This is a genomic window from Microlunatus sp. YIM B11417 (assembly GCF_059617205.1).
Window position 1 is genome coordinate 161039 of record NZ_JCAMPJ010000009.1, and the last position, 23085, is coordinate 184123.

General features: G+C 69.4%; 20 protein-coding genes and 2 tRNA genes. 13 read left to right on the top strand and 9 right to left on the bottom strand.

What is annotated here, in order from left to right; genetic code table 11:
• Positions 1-84: 84 nt before the first annotated feature.
• From AC6CCG_RS29410 to AC6CCG_RS29420, 3 genes are all read right to left on the bottom strand, one after another.
• Entirely contained in the window at positions 85-552 is a 468-nt protein-coding gene (locus AC6CCG_RS29410) for a hypothetical protein (RefSeq protein WP_496658344.1), read from the bottom strand.
• Positions 553-565: 13 nt separating this feature from the next.
• Entirely contained in the window at positions 566-2248 is a 1683-nt protein-coding gene (gene ettA / locus AC6CCG_RS29415) for an energy-dependent translational throttle protein EttA (protein ID WP_496658345.1), read from the bottom strand.
• A gap of 146 nt (positions 2249-2394) precedes the next feature.
• Positions 2395-2880: a single-stranded DNA-binding protein gene (locus AC6CCG_RS29420; protein WP_496658346.1), complete on the bottom strand. Its 486-nt coding sequence runs from the start codon at positions 2878-2880 to the stop codon at positions 2395-2397.
• Between the two features lie 254 nt (positions 2881-3134).
• On the opposite strand from AC6CCG_RS29420, the gene AC6CCG_RS29425 reads away from it, so the two are divergent.
• The 6 genes from AC6CCG_RS29425 (at position 3135) to AC6CCG_RS29450 (ending at position 12614) form a co-directional block, all read left to right on the top strand.
• Positions 3135-7082 carry a golvesin C-terminal-like domain-containing protein gene (locus AC6CCG_RS29425; protein ID WP_496658347.1) on the top strand — a complete coding sequence of 1316 codons (3948 nt, stop codon included), beginning with the start codon at positions 3135-3137 and terminating at the stop codon, positions 7080-7082.
• Between the two features lie 72 nt (positions 7083-7154).
• Positions 7155-8633, top strand: coding sequence for an ABC transporter substrate-binding protein (locus AC6CCG_RS29430; RefSeq protein WP_496658348.1), 1479 nt, complete (start codon positions 7155-7157; stop codon positions 8631-8633).
• Complete coding sequence (locus AC6CCG_RS29435) at positions 8630-9598, top strand: carbohydrate ABC transporter permease (protein WP_496658349.1); 969 nt, start codon at positions 8630-8632, stop codon at positions 9596-9598. The genes AC6CCG_RS29430 and AC6CCG_RS29435 overlap by 4 nt, the downstream gene beginning before the upstream one ends.
• Positions 9595-10503 carry a carbohydrate ABC transporter permease gene (locus tag AC6CCG_RS29440; protein ID WP_496658350.1) on the top strand — a complete coding sequence of 303 codons (909 nt, stop codon included), beginning with the start codon at positions 9595-9597 and terminating at the stop codon, positions 10501-10503. Before AC6CCG_RS29435 ends, AC6CCG_RS29440 begins: the two co-directional genes overlap by 4 nt.
• Complete coding sequence (locus tag AC6CCG_RS29445; RefSeq protein ID WP_496658351.1) at positions 10500-11744, top strand: mandelate racemase/muconate lactonizing enzyme family protein; 1245 nt, start codon at positions 10500-10502, stop codon at positions 11742-11744. Before AC6CCG_RS29440 ends, AC6CCG_RS29445 begins: the two co-directional genes overlap by 4 nt.
• Positions 11745-11807: 63 nt before the next feature.
• Positions 11808-12614: an IclR family transcriptional regulator gene (locus tag AC6CCG_RS29450; protein ID WP_496658352.1), complete on the top strand. Its 807-nt coding sequence runs from the start codon at positions 11808-11810 to the stop codon at positions 12612-12614.
• Positions 12615-12765: 151 nt separating this feature from the next.
• On the opposite strand, the gene AC6CCG_RS29455 is transcribed toward AC6CCG_RS29450, so the two are convergent.
• Positions 12766-13509, bottom strand: a complete 744-nt coding sequence (locus AC6CCG_RS29455; RefSeq protein WP_496658353.1) for an SDR family NAD(P)-dependent oxidoreductase — start codon at positions 13507-13509, stop codon at positions 12766-12768.
• Positions 13506-14414, bottom strand: coding sequence for a dihydrodipicolinate synthase family protein (locus tag AC6CCG_RS29460; RefSeq protein ID WP_496658354.1), 909 nt, complete (start codon positions 14412-14414; stop codon positions 13506-13508). Before AC6CCG_RS29460 ends, AC6CCG_RS29455 begins: the two co-directional genes overlap by 4 nt.
• A 148-nt stretch (positions 14415-14562) precedes the next feature.
• On the opposite strand from AC6CCG_RS29460, the gene AC6CCG_RS29465 reads away from it, so the two are divergent.
• Entirely contained in the window at positions 14563-15126 is a 564-nt protein-coding gene (locus AC6CCG_RS29465; RefSeq protein WP_496658355.1) for a DM13 domain-containing protein, read from the top strand.
• Between the two features lie 4 nt (positions 15127-15130).
• Here AC6CCG_RS29465 and AC6CCG_RS29470 read toward each other — a convergent pair whose 3' ends face one another.
• From AC6CCG_RS29470 to AC6CCG_RS29480, 3 genes are read right to left on the bottom strand one after another with little or no spacing between them, the layout of a single operon-like run.
• Positions 15131-16570, bottom strand: coding sequence for a PrsW family intramembrane metalloprotease (locus AC6CCG_RS29470; RefSeq protein WP_496658357.1), 1440 nt, complete (start codon positions 16568-16570; stop codon positions 15131-15133).
• Between the two features lie 58 nt (positions 16571-16628).
• On the bottom strand, positions 16629-17870 hold the full coding sequence (locus tag AC6CCG_RS29475; protein ID WP_496658358.1) for an amidohydrolase/deacetylase family metallohydrolase: 1242 nt from the start codon (positions 17868-17870) through the stop codon (positions 16629-16631).
• A 2-nt stretch (positions 17871-17872) separates the two neighbouring features.
• A complete protein-coding gene (locus tag AC6CCG_RS29480) occupies positions 17873-19276 on the bottom strand; it encodes an MFS transporter (RefSeq protein WP_496658359.1) in 1404 nt (467 codons plus the stop codon).
• A 139-nt stretch (positions 19277-19415) separates the two neighbouring features.
• Here AC6CCG_RS29480 and AC6CCG_RS29485 point away from each other — a divergent pair, with 139 nt between their 5' ends.
• Together AC6CCG_RS29485 and AC6CCG_RS29490 are read left to right on the top strand one after the other, a co-directional pair.
• A complete protein-coding gene (locus tag AC6CCG_RS29485; RefSeq protein ID WP_496658360.1) occupies positions 19416-19745 on the top strand; it encodes a hypothetical protein in 330 nt (109 codons plus the stop codon).
• Positions 19746-19827: 82 nt separating this feature from the next.
• Positions 19828-20286, top strand: coding sequence for a carboxymuconolactone decarboxylase family protein (locus tag AC6CCG_RS29490; RefSeq protein WP_496658361.1), 459 nt, complete (start codon positions 19828-19830; stop codon positions 20284-20286).
• A gap of 41 nt (positions 20287-20327) precedes the next feature.
• Here AC6CCG_RS29490 and AC6CCG_RS29495 read toward each other — a convergent pair whose 3' ends face one another.
• Positions 20328-20741: a group I intron-associated PD-(D/E)XK endonuclease gene (locus AC6CCG_RS29495; protein WP_496658362.1), complete on the bottom strand. Its 414-nt coding sequence runs from the start codon at positions 20739-20741 to the stop codon at positions 20328-20330.
• Positions 20742-20798: 57 nt separating this feature from the next.
• On the opposite strand from AC6CCG_RS29495, the gene AC6CCG_RS29500 reads away from it, so the two are divergent.
• The 4 genes from AC6CCG_RS29500 (at position 20799) to AC6CCG_RS29515 (ending at position 22967) form a co-directional block, all read left to right on the top strand.
• Positions 20799-20875: transfer RNA gene (locus tag AC6CCG_RS29500), tRNA-Arg, on the top strand.
• 103 nt (positions 20876-20978) lie between these two features.
• Positions 20979-22172, top strand: a complete 1194-nt coding sequence (locus tag AC6CCG_RS29505) for an MFS transporter (protein WP_496658387.1) — start codon at positions 20979-20981, stop codon at positions 22170-22172.
• A 31-nt stretch (positions 22173-22203) separates the two neighbouring features.
• Complete coding sequence (gene orn, locus AC6CCG_RS29510; RefSeq protein ID WP_496658363.1) at positions 22204-22836, top strand: oligoribonuclease; 633 nt, start codon at positions 22204-22206, stop codon at positions 22834-22836.
• Between the two features lie 55 nt (positions 22837-22891).
• Positions 22892-22967 (top strand) — tRNA-His (locus tag AC6CCG_RS29515).
• Positions 22968-23085: the final 118 nt, after the last annotated feature.

Below are 23085 nucleotides of genomic sequence, written 5' to 3' on the forward strand. Positions count from 1 at the left end.
GCCGGACCGAACCTGGCCTTGCCCTTCGACAAGCTCAGGGAACGTTGTTGGCCACAAAGCTCATGGAGCGTTGTGGCGGCAGGCTCAGGGAGCGTTGTGGCCCAGGTCGTCGGGGGTCGCCTCGTGGCCGGACCGGCCGATGGTCCGCTCGTCCTGCTTCATCCGGGCCTCGAACACGTGCCGGCGGCCGCCGACGAGCTGGTCGCGGGCCTCGCGTTCGAGGGCGCGGAACAGGGACCAGTAGTCGTCGTCGTACTCCTCGACGATCTGGAATGTCCAGCGCCCGGGCAGCACGTTGCGGCCGAGCAGTTCGGTCTCGATCCGGTCGGCGAGCTCGGTGTGCCCGGCCTCGCGCAACGAGGTCAGCGCCTCGCCGAGCTTGATGTCGGCCGAGCCGGTCAGCTGATGGAACGCGTACAGGTGGCCCCGGGCACGTTCGCAGGTCTCCAGGGCCTCGGTGATCTTGCCGACCGCCTCGACGGTGCGGTCGTCCACCCCCGGCGGCGCCTGATGCTCGGCCGAGGGCAGCTCCTTCTCCCGGTCGCCGGCCATGATCGACGTCCGCTCAGGACCGGGTCAGCCGGCGGTGGGTGGTCCGGTGCGGCCGGGCCGCCTCGGCACCGAGCCGCTCGATCTTGTTGGCCTCGTAGTCGGCGAAGTTGCCTTCGAACCAGAACCAGGAAGCCTCTTCCTCCTCGGTGCCCTCCCAGGCCAGGATGTGGGTCGCCACCCGGTCCAGGAACCACCGGTCGTGGGAGATCACCACGGCACAGCCCGGGAACTCGAGCAGCGCGTCCTCCAGCGACTGCAGCGTCTCCACGTCGAGGTCGTTGGTCGGCTCGTCGAGCAGCAGCAGGTTGCCGCCGATCTTGAGCGTCAGGGCCAGGTTGAGCCGGTTCCGTTCACCGCCGGACAGCACGCCGGCCGGCTTCTGCTGGTCCGGGCCCTTGAAGCCGAACGAGGCCACGTAGGCCCGGGACGGCATCTCGAAGCTGGCCACCTTGATGTGGTCGAGCCCGTCGGAGACCACCTCCCAGACGTTCTTCTTCGGGTCGATGCCGCCGCGGCCCTGGTCGACGTAGGACACCTTGACCGTCTCGCCGAGCCGGAGCGAGCCGCCGTCCGGCTGCTCCTCCCCGACGATCATCCGGAACAGGGTCGACTTGCCGACACCGTTCGGCCCGACCACGCCGACGATGCCCGCCCGCGGCAGCGAGAACGACAGGCCGTCGAACAGCTGCCGGTCGCCGTAGCCCTTGACCAGCTTGTCGACCTCGAGCACCTGGTTGCCGAGCCGCGGGCCCGGCGGGATGTTGATCTCCTCGAAGTCGAGCTTCCGGGTCCGCTCCGCCTCGGCCGCGAGCTCCTCGTAGCGGGCCAGCCGGGCCCGGTTCTTGGCCTGCCGTGCCTTCGGGTTGGACCGGACCCACTCCAGCTCCCGCTCCAGGATCTTGGCCCGCTTGGCGTCCTTGCGGCCCTCCAGCTGCAGCCGGGACCGCTTGGTGTCCAGGTAGGTCGAGTAGTTGCCCTGGTACGGGTGCGTCTTGCCGCGGTCGATCTCGAGGATCCACTCGGCCACGTTGTCCAGGAAGTACCGATCGTGGGTGACGGCCAGCACCGCCCCCGGGTACGTCTTCAGGTGCCCCTCCAGCCAGTGCACCGACTCGGCGTCCAGGTGGTTGGTCGGCTCGTCCAGCAGCAACAGGTCCGGCTGCTGGAGGAGCAGCTTGCAGAGCGCGACCCGGCGCCGCTCCCCTCCGGACAGCACGCTGACGTCGGCGTCGCCGGGCGGGCAGCGCAGCGCGTCCATCGCCTGCTCCAGCTGGGAGTCCAGCTCCCAGGCGTCGCGCCGGTCCAGCTCGGTCTGCAGCTCACCCATCTCGGCCAGCAGCGCGTCGTAATCGGCGTCCGGATCGGCCATCGCCTCGGCCACCTCGTTGTACCGGACCACGAGGGCCTTGGTCTCCGCGACCGCTTCCTCGATGTTCTCCAGGACGGTCTTGTCCTCGGTCAGCGGCGGCTCCTGCAGCAGGATGCCGACCGTGGCGTCCTTGGCCAGCCGGGCCTCGCCGTTGTTGGCGTGCTCGATCCCCGCCATCAGCTTGAGCAGGGTCGACTTGCCGGTGCCGTTGGGCCCGACGACGCCGATCTTGGCGCCGGGCAGGAAATCGAGCGTGACGTTGTCCAGGATGACCTTGTCACCGAGGGCCTTGCGAACGTTGTGCAACGAGTAGACGTACTCAGCCATGGAATCAGCGCATGCCTTCACAAATCGGGACTTGAGGTGCAACCGCCAAGTATGCCAGCGAGTGCCCCGGCCGTCAGATCGTGCAGTCGCGGAGGCGGGGGCCGCGGCGATGCGGCGCGCGCGGCCCCCTCCGCACCCGCTCCTTCCTAGGCCAGGGCGAGTCGGTCCTCCCGCGCCGCCGCGGCGAGATCCTCCTGTTCCGGGCTCTCCGGCGTCTCCACCTTCTCGATCAGGTCGCCCATGTCCTGGTCCTCGTACGGCTGCGGACGTTCGTTCTTCTTGAACATGCTGGTGCCCCGGTTCAGGTCGTGCCCGACCACCACGGCCTCGATCACGGTCCGCTCGTTCGTCTCGCCGTCGCGCTCCCAGGTCTCCCGGCGCAGCTTGCCCCACACGGTCACCGGGTCGCCCTTGCTGACGCTGGACCCGACGTTCTGGGCCAGGCCGCGGAAGCAGACCACGGTGATCCAGTTGGTCTCGCCGTCGGTCCAGGCCCCGCCCCGCCGGATCCGCGGCGTCGCGGCCAGCCGGAACGACGCGTGATGCGTCGTGTAACTGCGGTCGGCGGAGGTCAGGCAGCGGTACTCCACGGCGCTGCCCACCCAGCCGGTCATGCTGACGTAGGTCTCCATCTGCGTTCTCCTCTGCTCGGTCCGTTCGGACTTCTCGCCCAGGAGCCTGCGCGGAACACGGCGGATCGTTCAGGCCGAAAGAAATCTGTGGATGAGCGAATTCGGTGGGCCGCCGCTGTGGACAACCGCCGATCACCAGCCGATACGAGCCTTGTCGACACTAAGATCACGCGCTTACCATCCATATCATGGATTCAGCGTCGAATATGCGGATTAGTCCTATCAAACTCAGTCGACGCAGTGCCGTCGGACTGTTGCTCACCGGAGCCGTTCTGCCACCCGTCCTCGGGGCCTCCACCGCGGCTGCCGAGCCGCCGGCCGGGCCGGCCCAGGCGCCGCTGCCGGACGCACTCCGACGGCTCGCGAAGCCGAATCTCGAGTTCCGTGAAGTCGCCCGGATCTCCAACCAGGCTTACCGAATCACCTTCCACGAAGCCTCCTGGGACGCTCCCGGGGAGGGCCGCCTGCGGACCGTCGTCCGGGACCTCGCGGTCGCGACCCCGAACGGCTGGGTCACGCTGACCGATCCCGAGCACCGGTTCGACGAGCAGTGGGTGGTCTTCACCGGCGAGTTCCCCGGCGGGCCGGCCTATTACTACGGACCGCTGACAACGCACTGGGTCGCCTTCGACTCCGTACGCAAGCTCAGCCCGACCGTCGTCGAGCTGCGGGCCGCCCGGCCCGATCGCTACGACCTGGTGGTCCGCTGGAATCTCGATCATGAACTGCCGACGCTGGATCACGTCCTGACCGCGGGTCGCGATGATCACTACCTGGTCGGCTACCAGTCGTTCGACACGACGGACCATGATCACGTCGACGAGGTCCTCTGCGGTGCGCTGCAACACGCCAAGGTCGTCTACGAGACACCCAACGCGCTGTCCGCCTGGGAGTTGTTCACACCGGCCGCACTGTTGCAGCGCCGGATCGCCGACCGTGACGTGAGCTACGGCGTCTTCATCCCCGGCGACGTGATGGCCTTCCAGCACGAGCGCCAGCTCGGCCCGCACCGGCAGCCGTACGGGATGAGCCTGCGCAACGACGACGGAGCCCTGACCCCGGTCGCGTACGCGCCGCACGTCGGCGAGCTGACCCCGCTCAAGGCCGGCCAGCGACGCGGCTTCTCGTTCGGTGTGATCGCGCGGCCGGGCTCGCTCTACCAGGCCTACGACCACCTGCTGCGGACCGAGTACGACTACCGGCCGTACCGCCAGAACGTCTACGACACCTCGCTGACCGACACCGTGCACAACATCACCGACCTGATCGGGATCGAGCCCGACGGCGACGACGCCGACGAGTTCGTGCCCTCCTTCTCCGGCTGGTGGAACCGGGCCAAGGGCTTCATCGACGTGGAGAACGACCAGTGCGTCCGTACCTCCGTCGCCGGCGTCCTGCTCGGCGCGCACTACCTGACCCACCACGGGGATGACGACCTCTACCAACGCCGCGCCCGGCCCCTGCTCGAGTACCAGCTGTCCCGCAAGGGCATCGGCTACACGCCGATCAAGGGCAAGGCGGTCTACGGCGACCTCACGCAATATCGCGTCGGCCAGATCCCCGGTGACACGGTCACGCTGAACGGGCTCGACGCGTTGACCCTGCGCCGCAACGCCGGGCTGCGCCGAACCGGTCGGCAACTCGCGGTCAGCGGAGTCGTCGGCCAGGCCCGGCACCCGTTCTCGGTCGCCCTGGCAGCAGCCCAGCTGACCGGCGACGACTCCTACCTCGAGGCGGCCCGGTTGCTGGCGGAGCGCTACATCGCCGACGAGATCGACACCCCCTACACGGCGGTCGGTTCCGAGGTCGGCTTCGGCTACAACTACTGCCGCTACTGGGCCGACTTGTTGATCTTGTTCGAGGCGACCGGCGACGAGCGGTTCCTGGCCGGCGCGTACCGGGAGGCGAAGCGGTTCGTCACCCAGACCGAGGTACGGGTGGTGCCGGACGGAATGATCACCGTGCCGCAGGGTCATGTGATCGACAGCCAGTTCGACTGGCCGGACGGCGCCCTGCCCGACTATCCGGGTGGCGTGCCGGAGCCGGAGCAGGTGCCGGCCTGGACGGTCTCGACCTCCGGGCTGACCTTCGAGCAACTGTCCACGTTCAAGGTGTTCAGCGAGACGAATCCGAATCCTGGCGGCGGTTTCGTGCTCAACCCGTGCTGGGCGCCGTTCCTGCTCCGGTTGGCCCATTACGTCGATGACGATCTTCTGGCCGACATCGCCGACAACCTCGTGGTGGGCCGGTTCACCACCTATCCCGGCTACTACAACCGGCAGTTCCTGGCCTCGACGCTGAAGCCGGAGTTCGCGGTGACAGGGCCGCCGGGACTGTCCGGGATCTACTTCCACCACGCACCCGCCCAACTCGGCCTGGCGATGGATCACCTGTTCAGCGAGCACTTCGTCCGGTCCGGCGGAAAGGTCGCCTTCCCCGGCGCCTTCGAGGCGAACTTCGTCTACTTCAAGTTCAGCGTGTACGGACACCGGCCCGGCACCTTCCACGGCGAGGAGGGCGTCTGGCCCTATCTGCCCAAGGGTTTGATCGAGATCGACAACCCGCTGATCAACTGGCTGACCGGTGTCGGCAACGATTCCCTGTACGTCAGCCTGACCAATTCCTCGACCGCGGCGCAGCAGGTGACCGTCGATGTCGGCACGGAGTTGATCAAGGTCGAGGCGCCGGACGGGATCGAGGTCGTCCAGCACGGCAACGGGACGACGAAGAAGCTCCGGCTGGAGCCCGGGCGGACGACGGTCACCGTGACGGTTCCCCGGAAGGGCCAGGCGGCGTTGATCTTCCGCAGGCTCACGGTGCCGGGCCACCGGCCACCCAGGCCCAGCCACCAAGATCACGAGGAAGGCAGCAGCCACAGCGAGGACACCGACCCGGGCTCGGACTTCGGCCTGGCCCGCGGCCAGCTGCTGGTCCGGCCGGACCTGTCCGGCTACGACGCCTACGTCCAGTTCGACACCGAGACGCCGACCACGTTGCGCTACCGGGTCGGCGATGGGCCCGAGCAGGAGGCGCCGGCCAAGCCGTTCCCGTACGAGTGGACCGTCGGCGTCGACGACCCGGCCGCCTCGTTCACGTACCGGTTGGTCAACGCGGACCTGACCACCGACCCGGTCACACTCCGGCTGCCTCCGGCGGTCACCATGATCACCCCCGCCGGCGAACCCGCGTCCGGCGAGGTCGAGGCGCCGGCCAGCACGGTGGCGGGCGGCACGTTCGACGTCGTGCTGCGGCTCCGCAACGCCGGCTCGGCCCCGCTGGCCGGGCTGACGTACGCCCTGACGGTGCCGGACGGCTGGACCAGCACGCCCGGCGACGCACCGACCACAGTGCCCGGCCACGGCACGGCCGAGGCCGGCTTCCGCGTCACCGCCGCGTCGACCGCCCCCTTCGACGACGTCACCCTGACCGGTCGGATCGCCTGGTCCGGCGGTGACCTCACGCTCCGTCCGGCAACCGTGGCGGTCCGGGACGGCCGCGGCGTGATCAGCCTCCGCGCCGAGCCCGAGGTGATGGCGAAACCCGGCGACAGCGTCCGGCTGACGGCCCGGTTCTACAACGCGGGCCCGGTCGCGACGACCGGCCGGCTCACCCTGGGCGGACAGCCGGGCTGGGCGATCGAGAACAGCGCGGTGACGGTCCAACTGCCGCCGAAGGCGGAGGCCGCCCACACCTTCGTCTCGCACTCCCCGTCGGATGCGATGGCGGGTGGCACCTTCCAGTTCCGGGTCCGGCTCGACGACGTCCACACGACGATCACCCGGGTCAAGATCGCCGACGCCGGCGTCATCGTGCACAACGAGACCCCCTATCCGGCCTACCGCGAGACGGGCGAATGGCTGCCCAGTTCGCTCGCCGGCTGGAACCAGATCCGGTCTCGCTACAGCGCCGAGAAAGTGCTCGGCGGCACCGCCCGTTGGACGCCCGACCTGCCCGCCGACGCCGAGTACGACGTCGCCGTCTGGTACCCGTCGAACATCGAGACGACGACGGCCGCGGTCTATCGGGTCAGCCATGCCGAGGGGACCACGGAGGTCGTGGTCGATCAGCGCAAGCAGCCGAAGAGCTGGTTCCCGATCGGCCGCTACCGGTTCGCGGCGGGCACCGCGGGAGCGGTCACGCTCGAGGTCCGCAACCCGGGCTATCACCGCGTCTCGGCCGTTCGGTTCCTCCAAGTCGAGTGACGAACGCCGACTTGTGGGTCTAAGATTCACTATACGGTTCTTCAATTCAGACTTCTGCAAGGAGGCAGGTTCGTGACCGGCTCCACCCTCACTCGCCGTGGCCTGTTGCGCGGCCTCGGCGCCGGCGCGGCCCTCGGCGCCACCGCGGCGACCACGTCGTGCACCCTGTTCGGCTCCGGCTCGAGCAGTACGTCCAGCAGCGGCACCGTCACGCTGACCGTCGCGATCGTGCCGGACCCGTCGGGCGCTTCGCAGTTCTACGCCGAACAGTTCGCCGCGTTCACCAAGAAGACCGGGATCAACGTCAAGATCATCGAGAACCCGACCGACCAGCAGCTCAACGCGATCGAGTTGATGTTCCAGCAGGGCAACCCGCCGGATGTGTTCCGCTGCCAGGGCGCCGAGGCGTTGAACCGGATCTCCAGCCGCGGCTGGGTCGCCGCTCTGGACGAGCAGGCCGGAACCAGTGATCTTGCCGCCCGGTTCCCGGCCGGGGCGCTCGATCCGCGAACCTCGGGGCTGCACCGGGACGGCAAGCTGCTGTCCCTGCCGCTGGTCTCCGGCCAGTGGTCCGCCGGCGGCTTCCTGGTCTACAACAAGACCCTGCTCTCCGAGGGCGGGTTCGCCGAGCCGCCGAAGACCGTCGGCGAGTACGAGACGTACGCCAGATCCCTGACCAGCAAGGGATCCGGAACGTTCTTCGGCGCGGCGTTGTCCGGCGCCAAGCCGGCCGACATCAACGCGCTGCAGGCGCAGGCCGGGCCGTCCAGCATCGGCGGGCTCGGGATCGACTACCGCACCGGCAAGACCGCCTTCGACGACCCCTCGCTGGTCGACGCGGTCGAGTTCGTCCGCAAGCTGCAGGCCGACAAGATCTACCAGCCCGGCTGGGAGAGCTGGGACGGCGCCCGCGTCTTCACCGAGTTCGCCAAGGGCAAGATCGCGTTCTACATCGGCGGCGGCTGGCACGTGAACGAGATCGCGAAGCTCAATCCCGATCTTGATTTCGGGGTCAGCACGGTGCCGGTCCCCGACTCCGGCCGCAAGGGCTACTACGGCCAGTCGTCCGCGTTCGCTCCGCTGTGGTCGATGTCGGCGGAGTCGAAGCATCCGGAGGAGGCCTGGAAGCTGATGGACTTCCTCGTGTCGGAGGAGTTCCAGCGGGCCTACTTCGCGAAGTTCCGTACGTTCACGGCGATGGAGTCGGCCTGGCGCGAGGCGACCGACCTCTCCGAGCAGGAGAAGGGCATCATCGAGGCGTTCGACGCCAGCATCCGGCACGCGCCCGGCCCGTCCACCGACGGCAGCCCGGGTGTGCAGAAGCTGCTCGCGGCCAAGAGCGCCAAGCCCGACCTGGCGCACACCGATTCGTCGCTGCAGTCGATCACCCGCAACGAGGACTTCGCACCGAAGACGGCCGTCCTGAACAAGAACCTCGACGCGTTCCTGGACGCGGAGATCAAGAAGCTCACCGGTGAAGGGGTCGAGGTGTCCCGGGACGACCTGGTCTACGCCGACTACGACCCGCTCAAGGACTGGACGCCCGCGTGACCGGTACCCCGTCCATGATCACTGAGCCCACCGCCGCCCGGCGGACCCGGCAGAAGAGTCTTGGCCGGCGCATGGTCGAGCATCGTTGGCACTACCTGTTCCTGGTGCCGATGCTGGTGCTGTTCGTCCTGTTCACCGTGTGGCCGATGATCGCGAGCTGGTACTACTCCTTCTTCGACTGGGACGGGCTCGGCCCGGCGGAGGACTTCCTCGGCGTCCAGAACTACACCGAGGTGCTGACCAGCCCGCGGTTCTGGAACGCCTTCAAGAACTCGTTCATCTTCTCGCTGGTCGCGATCTTCGTGCAGATGCCGCTGACGTTGATCATGGCGATCATCCTGAACAACCCGCGGCTGCGCGGCCGCAACCTGTATCGGCTCTTCCTGTTCCTGCCGGTGGTCACGACGACCGCGGTGGTCGGCATCGTGTTCGCGGTGATGCTCGATCCCTCCGGCGGCTTCGTCAACGAGGTGTTGCGGGCGAGCGGGCTGATCAAGGAGCCGATCAACTTCCTCGGCTCCGAGGGCACCGCCCTGCCGACGGTGTTGATCATCGACCTGTGGAAGGGCTTCGGGATCACGCTGATCTACTGGCTGGCCGCGCTGCAGACGATCCCGGCCGAGATCTACGAGGCGGCCAAGGTGGACGGTGCCGGGGCGCGCCAGGTGCTGACCAACATCACGGTGCCGATGCTGGTGCCGATCGCCATCGTCATCCTGCTGCTCACCTTCCAGTCCAGCATGAACCCGTTCGACCTGATCCAGGCGACCACGAAAGCCGGGCCGAACTACGCGACCGACGTCGTGGCGACCTACATCTACCGGTACGCGTTCGATCCGGAGATGGCCGCACCGCGGTACGGGTTCGCCTGCGCCGCCGGCGTCGTGTTCGGGATGTTCACCTTGATCCTGACCCTGATCCAGGCACCCCTGCTCCGGCGCCGCTACACCAAGGGGGTCGCATGACAGCCGTGGCCGATCGTGATCTTGCTGCGCCGCCCGTAGCGCCTGGCGGCCCGAACCGGAGTGGCTCTCGCCTCTCGCTGTGGTTCCGGCACCGGGCCAAGCTCTGGCACCTGTTCCTGCTGCCGTTCTGCCTGGTCTGGATCTACCCGTTCGTCTGGGTGCTCTCCAGCGCGTTCAAGTCCCAGTCCGAGATGCTGCTCGGCGGGCTCTCGGTCCTCCCCGAGCAACCAACCCTGGACAACTTCAGCCGGGCCTGGCAGACCGCCAACTTCGGCGCCTACACGGCGAACACGGTGGTCTTCTCGGTCACCGTGGTGGTGATCATCGTGCTGGTCTCGGCCACCGCCGGGTACGCCCTCGGCCGCGGCCGGATGCCGGGCAAGAAGATCATCATCGGTGTCCTGATCGCGACCATGTTCATCCCGCACGGCTACACGATCATCCCGGTCTTCAAGCTGGTCGACGCGCTCGGCCTCAACAACGGCCTGATCGGCGCCGTCCTGGCCGCCGCCGGACCGGCGCATGTGATCCAGATCCTCTTGTTCATGGGCTATTTCGCGCAGCTGCCGCAGGAGTTGGAGGACGCGGCCAAGATCGACGGTGCCGGCTTCCTGCGTACCTTCGCCACGGTGATGCTGCCGCTGGCCAAGCCGATCATCGGCACCGTCACCCTGTTCTCGTTCATCGGCGCCTGGAACGCGTTCATGGTGCCGTTGGTGTTCACGCTGGGGCGGCCCGAGCTGCGTACCCTGGGCGTGGGCATGTACAGCTTCTTCGGTCAGTACACGGCCGACTGGACCGGGCTCGCGGCAGCCGCCTGCATCAGCCTGGTGCCGATCGTCACGGTCTTCCTGTTCTTGCAACGCACGTTCGTCGAAGGGATCGCGGGAGCGGTGAAATCATGAGCCAACACATGATCAACCACGGCATGGTGTCCGATGATGATCATCCGGAGTTGGCCGAGCGCCGGCTGACCGAACCGGCGCCGGGCCGGCCGGAGTTGATCATCGAACGGGTGGAGGCGTTCCCGCTCACCCTGACCGGCGACGGCCGGCCGGATCCGGAGGGGGCTCGCTATCACGTCGGGCGGAACCGGCCGACCATCTATCCGTCCGGCCGGGAGACCCTCTTCGTCCGGCTCGAGACCCGCTCCGGCCACGTCGGCTGGGGCGAGGCGCTGGCACCGGCGGCGCCCCGGGTCCCGGCCGCGATCGTCACCGACCTGCTGGCGCCCGCGCTGATCGGCGCGGACGCGGCGGAGGTGAAGCCGCTCCGGTTCCGGCTCGGCGAGCTGATGCGGGAGCGCGGCCACCTGGTCGGACATCAGGCCGACGCACTGGCCGCCGTCGACATCGCCCTCTGGGACCTGCTCGGCATCGCCACCGGCCTCTCCGTGGCGACCCTGCTCGGCGGTGCGTACCGCAGAGAACTGCCGAGCTACGTGACCAGCGTCGGCGGCGCCACCGACGAGGCCCGCGGCGAGACCGTCGTCGGCCTGATCGAGGTCGGCGCGAGCCGCTTCAAGCTGCACCTCGGCAACGGCGTCGACGCCGACCTGCGCAGCTTCGACGTCGCCGCCGCGGCCGGGCGCGCAGTCCTGCCCGACGTGAAGATCGCCGTCGACAGCCACTGCGTGTACGACGGCGCCGACGCGCTCCGGCTGGCCCGGGAGCTCGGGGCCCGCGGCGCCTGGTTCCTCGAATCGGCACTACCCGCCGAGCACGCGGCAGGCTACGCGGAGCTGGCCGCCCGGGCCGACCTGCCGATCGCCGGCGGTGAGGCGTTCCGGCACCGGACCGAGGTCGCGCAGTGGCTCCGGATCGACGCGCTGGACTACTACCAGCCGGACATCGGCCGGACCGGGATCACCGAGGGCGCTGCGATCGCCGAGCTGGTCAACGCGGCGTACCGGCCGATCCTGCCGCACCACTCGGCCGCCCTCGGGCTGGCCCTGGTGGCCGGCCTGCACGTCGCCGCCACGGCCCAGCACGCGCCGTACTTCGAATACGGGCCGGCCACCGTCGAGGCGGCCAACCAGCTGCTGACCACGCCGCTCGAGGCGGGCCCGGACCACTACCGGCTGCCGACCGGACCGGGGCTCGGCGTGACCGTCGACGAGGACGCGATCCGGTCCGCGGCGCGCTGATCCGAAAACGTTGCCGGGCGCTGTCATTACAGTGGTCCGGAAACCAGGACCCAAGGAGGACGGATGGTTCGGGCGGCGGGCAAGGAGCCGGGCGGCACCCAGAGCATCGAGCGGGCGCTGTCGTTGCTCGACGCGTTCACCGAGGAGCATCCGGAGCGCCGGGTGTCCGAGCTCGTCCAGCTGACCGGGCTCGGGCAGTCCACCGTATCCCGGCTGGTCGGCGCGCTGGAGGCGCTCGGCTTCCTGGCTCACGACGCGCGGTCCGGCCTCTACCGGATCGGGCGGCGGACGATCAGCCTGTCCTCGCTGGCACTGAACCAGTCCGCCGTCTTCCGGCAGTCCCGCCAGGTGGCGCAGAACCTCGCCGCCGAGCTCGGCCTCGGCACCAACGTCGCAGAGCGGCTCGACGACCGCCTGTTCTACCTGTGCCACTTCGAGGGCCGGCAGGCGCCGCGCAACTTCACCATGGTCGGCCGCGGCGGCCCGCTGCACGCGACCGGCCTCGGCAAGGCGCTGCTCTCCGACTCCGACCCGGACGAGGTGATCGAGCTGGTCGGCAAGACCCTGCCCGGCTTCACCCCGAAGACGCTGACCCGCTCGGCCGACCTGCTCAAGGCGTTGGAGGAGGTACGGTCTCGCGGCTACGCCACCGAGATCGAGGAACTGGCGTTCGGCCGGGCCTGCGTCGCCGCCCCGATCCGCGACCAGACCAGCCGGGTGGTCGCCGCCATCTCCGTCTCCGGCCCGCTGTCCGCGATCGACCTCGGCCGCCGCCAGGACGAACTGGGCACTCTGGTGATCGAGCACGCCGACCAGATCTCCACCGCCCTCGGCTACAACAGCGTCAGCCTCGGCGCCGCCCGCGTCTGATCTGCCAGGCCGCCACCGACCTCGGCCCCTCCGCGCCCATCGACCGCCCCGCCCGTCGACGCAGCCGCGACCGTTGCACGCATCCGCGACCGTTGGAACAGTCGCGGATGAGAGGAACGGTCGCGGATCGTGTTGGTCGGACCCGGCGGGCTCAGTCGCCGATCAAGGGGTCGGCGGCCAGGGCGGCGAGGTCGGGGCGGGCGGCGGTCGAGGCGGAGGCGATCGAGAGGCCGCCGTCGACCGGCAGGATCACGCCGGTGATCGCGCCGGCCTCGTCCGAGGCGAGGAAGTGCACCGCGGCGGCGACCTCCTCCGGCCGGATCACCCGGCCGAGTGGATAGCCGACCTCCAGGCCCGGCCGCGACGGCGCGCCGGGGCGTGGGACGATGCCGGGCCGGACGCCGTTGACCCGGAGGCCGCTGCTCGCGTAGTCGACGGCCATGGCCCGGACCAGGGCCTCGACGGCGCCCTTCGCGGCCGCGTACGCGCTCACCCGCGGCGCCGGCCGGGTCGCATTCACCGAGGAGACGGCCACGATCGCGCTGCCCGGCCGGAGTAGCGGCAGGGCGGCCCGAGCCGTCCGGAACACGGTGTCGACGCTGCCCGTGAAGGCCCGCTGCCAGTCCTCGTCGGACAGCAGGTGCACCGGTCCGCGCGGCTGCCGGGCCGCGGCGGTGACCAGGATGTCGAGCCCGCCCAACGCCTCCGCCGCGGCAGCCACGGCCGACCGCGCGCCCGCGTCGACGGAGCAGTCGGCGACCAGGTCCGCCGCCAGGGCCGGGTCGCCCGCCGGCTCGAGGGACACGCCCGCGACCCGATGTCCGGCGGCGCCGAACCGGGCCGTGATGGCGCGCCCGATCGGCGTCGAGGCGCCGACCAGCAGCACCCGCTTCATCGCGATGGGGTCCAGGCCGGCAGCGGGTTCATCCGCCAGATCAGGTCGAGGGCGGCCCGGCTGCCGGGGTCGAGCGGCTGCACCGGATCCCGTACGGTGTCGTGCTCGATCACCCCGCGCCGGACCAGGACGTCCTTGTGCACGGCGTGCGCGATCCCCGGCTGCAGACCGAACCTGATCAACGGCAGCAGCGCGTTGAAGCCGCGGTGCGCGTCCTCGACGCGGCCCTGCTCCCAGTCCCGCAGCACGACCGCGAGGGCGTCGGCGAATTCGCAGGCCGGCATGGTGCCCACCCCACCGCGGGCGTACTCCTCCAGCACGAACAGCGCGTTCTGCCCGCCGAAGACCGCCCAGGCCGAGCCGGCGGCGTCGACCACGGCGCCGACCTTGGGCGCGGTCGGCTGGGTCTCGATCTTGACCGCCTCGACGCCGGCCAGCTTGCTCAGCTCGACCAGCAGCGGCACCGACATCGCCACGCCGGTCGTCGCCGGGGCGTCCTGCACCATCACCGGCAGCCCCGACCGTTCGGCGACCGTGGCGAAGAAGTCGCCGAGCCGGCCGGCGGGTTGCTTGGCCAGGAACGGCGGCAGCACCATCAGCGCGTCCGCTCCGCCGTCGGCCGCAGCCTGTGCCTGCTCGACCGCCGTCGCCGTGCTCGTCGCGTTGATCCCCGCGATCACGCCGACCCCCGGCCCGGCGACCGTACGGACCTCGGCCAGGATCGCCGCCTTCTCCGTCGCAGTGAGGCTGAATCCCTCGCTGGCCAGGCCGAACACGGCCAGGCCGGCCACTCCGCCGTCGATCTGGAACTCGGTCAGCCGGCGCAGCCCGAGCCGGTCCAGGGCACCGTCGGGTTCGAAGGGCGTGGCCAGGATCGGTACGAGCCCGGTCGCAGGAAACGTCATGGCAACCTCATGTTGTCGAGACTCACAATATAGAAGAGACACCCATTATATAGATTTCATGCTCCGCCGTGCCGTGGGCCCGCAACGTCACCAATCGGTAAGGGCTCGGGGCATCGCCAGGACTGGCACCGACGGCCATGCTGTGATCATGCGACGACTTCTCGTGCCCGGCGCGGCCGCCGCGGTCCTCGTCCTGGCGGTGGGCCTCGCACTGTTCCAGCCCTGGCGACTGTTCACCTCGAGCACCGTGGACGAGGCAGAACTGTCCGCGGCACCGGACCCTTCGCCGGCGAGCCCGAGCACCACGCCGACCCGCGGCGAGCCGACACCGTCGCACGGACCGACCCGTACCCCGAAGCCGAAGCCTCGCGACCTGGAGTTGGCTCGCGGCGACTTCGAGGACGCCGAGCACGGCACCTCCGGCGAAGCGGTGATCAGGAAGCTGGCCGACGGCCGGCGGGTGCTCCGACTGGTCGACCTAGACACCTCGGACGGCCCGGACCTGCACGTCTGGATCACCGACCAGCGCAGCGGCGGCGCCTGGGACTCCTACGACGACGGCCGCTACGTCAAGCTCGGGGTGCTCAAGGCCAATCGCGGCAACCAGAATTACGAGATCCCGGCCGACGCCGACCTGACCGGGCTGACCTCGGTGGTGATCTGGTGCGACCGGTTCAACGTCGCCTTCGGTACGGCAGCCGTCGACCTCTGAACCGCTATTGGCTGGGCGGCTTCCAGTTCGGGTCGACCTCGGAATACTGCGTCGCGGTCTGGCCGAGCGGCACCGACCCTGGCGCGCCGTTCGGAGCCGGGAAGTAGCCGCCGATCCCGGCCGGACCCGGGTAGCTCGGCGCCGGATAGTTCTCGACCTCCGCCTTCCGCCGGAACGAGAGCTTCGGATAGCTCGCCCGGCCGGTCGGGTTCAGGACGGCCCGGCCGCGCAACTGCTGCATCCGGGCCAGCAGGATCTTCTCCCGGCGCAGCCCGGCGTCGTCGATGATGCCGCGGGTGATCGCGTCGCGCAGGTACGCAAGCTCGGTCAGCGTCCGCTGGGCCCGGACCGTGTCGATGAACTCGTACGGGCCGAGGAACAGGGCGTGCCAGAGAGCGCGCAGCCGGGTCCGCAGCCGCGAGGCCGAGCGCGGCTCGACGTCCAGCAGCCAGCCGAGCCGGTGGTAGTCGGTCAGCCGCTCCCGGATCAGCCGGCCCTCCCGGAACACCTGCCGGACCACGAAGATGATCATGGCCAGCACCAGCGGCAGCGCCACGCCGAAGTACATGAACATCAGCGTCGGGCCGGAGACCAGAGTCGCCGTCGTGTTGAACGCCATGTGCAGGAAGGCCGCGGCACAGAAGCCCGCGAGAGGGGCGACGATCCGGACCACCTTGCTCTTGTTCCGGATCGCGATCGCCAGCCCGATGCCGGCCATCGAGGTGAACAGCGGGTGCCCGAAGCAGGTCAGCAGACCGCGCTGGAACGCCAGCGACTGCATCGCCTCCAGCGGCGTGATCGGGCCGAAGGTCTGTGCGACGTACCGGTAGACGCGGCCGTAGTAGAGGATGTTCTCGACGAAGGCGAAGCCGACGCCGGACAGCCCGGCGAGCACGATGCCGCTGATCCGGCTGACCATCCGGTAGCGCATCAGGATCGCGATGCCGAAGAGCACGGTCGCCTTGGTCGACTCCTCGACGAACGGTGCGACGAAGATCGCCGCCCGGGCCCCGGTCGCCGGGTCGCCGTCGCCGATGATGCTCAGCTGCGAGGCGGCCCAGCTGTTCACGTTCGCCGAGACGAACGTCGCGACGCAGGCGCCCCAACCGAACACGAGCAGCCAGATCCAGAGCCGCTGCGGTCGGAACCGGTCGGCGAAGAAGAAGATCAGCGACAGCGGGATGGCGGTCAGCGCCGCGTACCAGGCCGCCTTCGGCAACGCCTCGGTGCCGAGCCCGATCAGCCGGCCGCCGGGGACCTCGCGGTCCGGCACCACCTGTTGGTAGAGCAGCACCAGCAGCACGACGTACGTGAACAGCAGCGCGATGCCGATCCAGAAGAGATGGTTGGTCAGCAGCCGCTTGGGCGGCGGGACACCGGGGTCCGACTCCTTCGGAATACCGGACCGGATCCTGGCACGCCTCTCCGCTACGGTCTCCGCCACGACGCCAAGGCTACCGACGGCCGGTTCCAGGGCAACTCCTGACCCGCCGCCAGCCCGGCTAGCCGCGGGCCGGAGCGTCGCCGCTCTGCGCCTCCAGCGCGATCTCGGCCCGCGACTCCGGCTGCTCCTGCCAGGTCGGCCGGCCCAGTCCGTCCGGGTTCCAGACCACCTCGCCGGCCCGCAGGGTGAGCCGGCAGCGCAGCCGCCGGTCCCCCGCCAGCCGGACCTTGCCGCTGTCCAGGTACCCGAAGTCGCCGCGATCCAGGGCGAACACGGCGACGTCCGCCTCGGCGCCCGGCGCCAGGGTGCCCAGCTCGGGCCGGTGCATCTCCCGGGCCGGCGCGACCGTGACCCGGGAGATCACGTCGGCCAGCGGCACCCCGAGGTTGAGGATCTTGTTCATCGCGGTCTGCAGGTCGATCACCGGGCCGTTGACGTTGCCGGTGTGCAGGTCGGTGCTGATCGAATCCGGTACGAAGCCGTCCCGCACCGCCGGCGCCGCGTTCTGGAACCAGAAGCTGGCCGACCCGTGGCCGAGGTCGAAGATCACGCCGCGCTCCCGGGCCTGCCACAGATGATCACGGACCTTGCCCTGGTCGTCCACGATCGGGAACTGCTGGGCGAACACGTGGGTGTGGATGTCGCCGGGACGCAGGTGGTGCAGGATCAAGTCGGAGTAGCGTCGTTCCTCCTTCCAGGGAAAGAAGTCCGTCATCACCGGGACGCCGGCCAGTTCGCCGGCCTCGACCGCACGGTCCACCGCGAGCCAGGGCGGGTGCTCGGCGTCGAAGTCCCGCTTGATCCAGTAGTGAGCGGTCTTGATCCCCACCACGACGTCGGCGTACTCCCGCGCTATCGCGGCCGCCGGGCCAGGTCGCAGCTCGGCCGGGTCGTCCTCCCAGGGTCCGTACATGCCGGCGCCGACGATGTTGACGAAGGCCAGGATCCTGATCTTGGCGTGATCGATGATCTGGGACTTGAACTCGTGGAAGTCCTTCCAGCCCGAGGTGCCCGCGTCCACGATCGTGGTCACGCCGCTGCTGAACGTGTTGATGATCGGGTTCAGCGACAGCACCGAGTTGCGGTGCCCGTCGAACGCGTGCACGTGCAGGTCGATCAGGCCCGGCGTCACGTAGAGGCCGGAGACGTCGATCACCTGCGCGGCACCGGCGGCCAGGTCCGGCCCGACGGCGATCACCCTGCCGCCGCCGAGCGCGACGTCGGCCACGCCGTCCATCCCGCTCGCCGGATCGATCACGTGTCCGCCGGCCAGCACCAGGTCGGCCGCTTCCGTTTCCACGTTCAGTTCCTCCTCGGTCGGGTCCCCACGGGCTGTCGTACGGCATCGCCGGCGTCGGCCGGCAACCGGACCGCGCCGACCGCGGCCAGCAGGGCGAACAGGGCCACGCCCCCGAAGGCGAAGGTGTACGAGAGCGCACCGCCCCCGCTGCCGGCAATGATCGTGGCGATCTGCCAGACCACCGAGGCCAGCGCGATCGCCAGGCCGGCCGCGAGCTGATGGGTGGTGGCCGACAGCGCGTTGGCGTCACCCATCTGCTCCGGTGGCACGTCGGCCAGCCCGATCGTGTTGTAGCAGGTCATCCCGAGCGATCGGAACACGCCGCTGATCATGGCGATGATCGCGATCACCGGGAGCGGCGTCGCGGCCGTGGTCAGCCCGAGGGCGATCACCGAGCCGGCCAACCCGAGCGTCGCGACGACCAGCAGCGGCCGGAAGCCGAACGCATTGATCAGCCCGGTGGTGGCCGGCTTGATCCCGATGTTGCCGACGAACACGAAGATCACCAGCGCACCGGACTGCACCGCCGACCAGCCCAGCACCTGCTGGAACAGCAGCGGCAGCAGGAACGGCACCGACGACATCGCCAACTGGAACGCGAACCCGGAGGCCTGCGAGGCGCGGAACGTCCGCACCGACCAGATCCGCAGGTTGAGCAGCGGATGCCGGGCCCGCAGCAGGTGCAGCACCGCGGCCACGATGATGATCACCGAGATCCCGCCGATCACGGCCGGCCAGATCCCCGGCGACGGGTCGGTGATCAGGTGCGCCGCGTACGTCAGCCCGCCCAGTCCGACCCCGGACAGGATCATCCCGGTCCAGTCCAGCGGCGGCGGCGCCGGAGCCTCGATCGAGCCGATCAGCCGCCAGGCCGCGACGAACGCGATCACGCCGAGCGGCAGGTTGATCAGGAACATCCAGTGCCACGAGGCGTACGTCGTGATCAGGCCGCCGGCCAGCGGCGCGATCACCGGCGCCACCAGGGCCGGCCAGACGATGTAGGCGACCAGCCGCACGATGTCGGACTTGTCCGCCGTGTTCAGCACGGCCATCCGGCCGACCGGCACCATCATCGCTCCGCCGACGCCCTGCAGCACCCGCATGATCACCAGCATCGGCAGGGTCTGGCTCAGCGCGCAGCCGAGCGAGGCCAGGGTGAAGATCACGATCGCGGAGAGGAAGACGGGCCGGGTGCCGTACCGCCGGGTGAGCCAGTTGCTGAGCGGGATCAGCACGGCCAGCGTGATCAGGTAGGCCGCCGAGACCAGCCCGACCGCCGCCGGCTCGACCCCGAACGCGGCCGCCATCCGCGGCGCGCTGGTCGTGACGATGGTGCCGTCGAAGTTCTCCATGAAGAAGCAGCCCGCGACGAGCAGGGCGGTGTTGCGCCGGCGGGGGTCGATCACGGTAAGCCCGGTTCCGGGATGTGAAAGACGGTCGGCACAAGTCAGAATCCTACGGGTCGCCCGATCGGACCGCGGTCGTACCCGGCTGACTGCCACGGAGCGATCCGTACCGGACCGGTGCCCGATTAGCGTCGGCGACGTGCTCCCGTACGTCGCGCTGACCGTCGCCGCGGCCGTCCTCCTGGTCGGCGCCCGGTCGATCCGGCGCAGCCTGCGGCCGGGGCCGGGAACGAGCCGAACCTGGCTGCGGGCGCTCGGCCTGACCTGCTGGACCGCGCTGCTCGTCCTGATCATGGCGGCGCCGACCCTGTACGCACGGTTCACGGGCCGGCGCGGGACCTGGTGGAACTATCCGGACACCGCCCCGGAGGCCGTACTCGCCGTCATGATCATCGGCCTGGTCGCGGCCGTCGTCTGCACGGTCCGCCTGCTGATCTTGGTCCGCCGCTTCCTGGTCGACTCGAACTGAGTTCTGCGGATCCGTCACATTCCCGATCCGGGCTCCGTCAGTGGAGTGAAGCAGTCACTCATCTCGATCAAGGAGCAGGATCATGGAAGCACGCATGAAGAACCCGGCCTTCGCCTTCCCCGCCGCCATGGAAGGGATCCAGAAGCTGGTCAAGGCCACGCACGCCGGCGGCGCCGACCCCGAGCTGCTCGAACTGATCGCGCTGCGGGCCAGCCAGATCAACGGCTGCAGCGCCTGCGTGTACGGGCACGTGGCCAACCTGAAGAAGTCCGGCGTCGGCGACGACCGGGTCGGAAACGTCGGCGCCTGGCGGGAGGCCCCCTTCTACAGCGACGCCGAGCGCGCCGCCCTGCAGCTCGCCGAGTCGATGACCCGGCAGGCCGACAAGTCCAGCGAGGTCGTCTCGAACGAGGTCTGGGACGCCGTCACCGACCACTTCGACGAGGGCCAGCTGAGCGCCATCATCCTGACCGTCGCCCTGACCAACATGTTCAACCGGATCAACGCGACCATCCAGGAACCGGCCGGCCAGACTTGGTAGGCCGACGCGGCCGAGACAGACCGGGCTCGGGTGGTTCACCCTCAGCCCGGGATCTCGCGGAACTGCTCGGCCGGCAGCACTCCGGCACGCTGTCCGTTCCGGCTCGGAGTGATCCGGAGATTGACCGACTCACGGTGATCCCGCGGCCTGAGGTAGTAACACGCGTCGGTCTCCGGGCAGTAGACGGCCACGAGGTCGATCGCGTCCTTGTCGATGGCCTTGATGTGCGTCCCTGCCCGATCCGACCACATCGATCGGAAGCGAACGCTGATCACGCCCGCCGGGGCCGAACGGTACTTCACCTGGATTCGGAGGAACCCACCGTCATAGGCGACCAGATCGAAGGGCGCGTGTTCAGTCGCAGGGAAGAGCACGGTGAAGCCCTTCGACACCAGATCGGCGAAGACCTTCGCGACGCCGAGATCACCTTTGTCCTTTGTGTGGTGGCGAACCATGCTCGTCAGAGTAAGGCCGATCTGAGGCCGGACGGGCACGCTAGGATTTGGGCTCGTGCCCCCGTAGCTCAGCTGGATAGAGCGCGTCACTTCTAATGACACGGTCGCAGGTTCGAGTCCTGCCGGGGGCGCCAGTCATCTCCGGGACACCGCCATCCCACTCCGCCGAACACACGGTCATCCGTTCGAGGCGGTCGGGAGATAATCCGTCCTGTGAGTCCACCGAACGATGAAACGATTCGGTGGCGGCGGATCGCGGTCCCGGCCTACGGGCCGACCATTCTGGTCTCGGTCGGGTCGGGGGCGATCCTGCCTTTGGTCGCGCTCTCGGCGCGCGACCTGGGGGCCAGTGTCGGCATCGCCGCCCTGATCGTCGCCCTGATCGGCATCGGCCAACTGGTCGGTGACCTGCCTGCCGGCGCGCTGGCGGCCCGGATCGGCGAGCGGCGGGCCCTGATCGCGGCCTGCCTGCTCGATGCGGCGGCGCTGCTCGGCGCGTTCCTGGCCAAATCCCTGATCCTGCTGGGGATCGCGGTGTTCGTGGCCGGACTGGCCGGGGCGGTGTTCAGCCTGGCCCGGCAGGCCTACCTGACCGAGGCGATCCCGATCACCCAGCGGGCCCGGGCCCTGTCCACGCTCGGCGGCACCAGCCGGATCGGCACCTTCATCGGCCCGTTCGTGGCGGCGCTGCTGGTGACCCATTTCGGTCTGGCCGCGGCGTACGGCTTCGCGGCCGTGATGAGCCTCGCGGCCGCCGTGCTCACGTTCCTGTTGCCCGATCTGAACGCCGGGACCCGCGCGCCGGTCACCGTACGGCGCAGCATCTGGTCGGTGCTGGCCGAGCACCGGCGCACCCTGGCCACGCTCGGCACCGGGGTGCTGATGATCGCCGCCGCCCGGGCGACCCGGCAGTCGATCATCCCGCTCTGGGCGGAGTCGGTCGGCGTCGACGCGGCCACCACCAGTCTGATCTTCGGCATCTCGGCCGGCGTCGACATGCTGCTGTTCTATCCGGGCGGCGCGATCATGGACCGGTTCGGCCGGGTCTGGGTCGCCGTACCCTCCATGATCATTCTCGGCACCGGCTTCATCCTGCTGCCGTTCACCCACGACACGCTGACCATCGGTCTGGTGGCCGCCCTGATGGGCCTCGGCAACGGGATCTCGTCCGGGATCGTGATGACCCTCGGCGCCGACGCCTCCCCGCCCGGCGCGCGGGCCCAGTTCCTCGGCGGCTGGCGCCTGTTCGCCGACCTGGGCAATGCCGGCGGGCCCGCGCTGATCACCCTGATCACGGCGTTCGGGCCACTCGCCGCCGCCTCGTTCGGGCTGGCCGGAGTGACCTTGGCGGGCTCCGCGTGGGTCGCCCGCTGGGTGCCGAGATTCGCACCGGACCGCCATGTCCTCAGCCTGTCGAAGGACGCGCCCTGACCGTATCCGTATTGTATGGGCGGTGAATGACATGCTGGTGTGGGTTGACTGTGAGATGACCGGCCTCGACCTGAGCGCTGACGCCCTGATCGAGGTGGCCGCGCTGGTCACCGACGCCGAACTCAACGTGATCGGCGACGGGGTCGACGTGTTGATCAAGCCAAGTGACGAGGCGCTGGAGCAGATGAGCGATTTCGTACGCGCCATGCACCAGAACTCCGGGCTGCTGGAGGAGCTCGACCGCGGCCTGACCATGGAGGAGGCCGAGGCGCGCGTGCTGGAGTACGTCAGCGCCCAGATCCCCGAGGCCGGCAAGGCCCCGCTGGCCGGCAACACGATCGGCACCGACCGCGCCTTCCTGGCCCGGGACATGCCGGCGCTGGAGTCGCACGTGCACTACCGCAATGTCGACGTCTCCTCGGTGAAGGAGCTGGCCCGCCGCTGGTACCCGCGGGTCTATTACCAGTCCCCCGCCAAGTCCGGAAACCACCGCGCCCTGGCCGACATCCAGGAGTCGATCGAGGAACTCCGCTACTACCGCGAGGCCGTCTTCGTACCGCAGCCCGGCCCGGACACCGCCACCGCGAAGCAGATCGCCGAGCGGCACCAGGGCGTCCTCACCGGCCGCCGCCCCGAGACCGCCGAGCCCGCCGCGGAGAACTGATTTCTCCCGTACGCGGGTCGGACGCTATGATTCACGCTGCTGCACAACGCACATGGTGGGTATAGCTCAGCTGGTAGAGCACCTGGTTGTGGTCCAGGATGTCGCGGGTTCGAGTCCCGTTACTCACCCCAGAGTCCAGCCCCAGCATCTCGATGCTGGGGCTGGTTGGCTTCGTATTTGTCCAGGTCAGAGGCTATTCCGACGTGGTGCGCGATGGTGATCGCAGTGCCCGCCCAGCATCGGCACTGT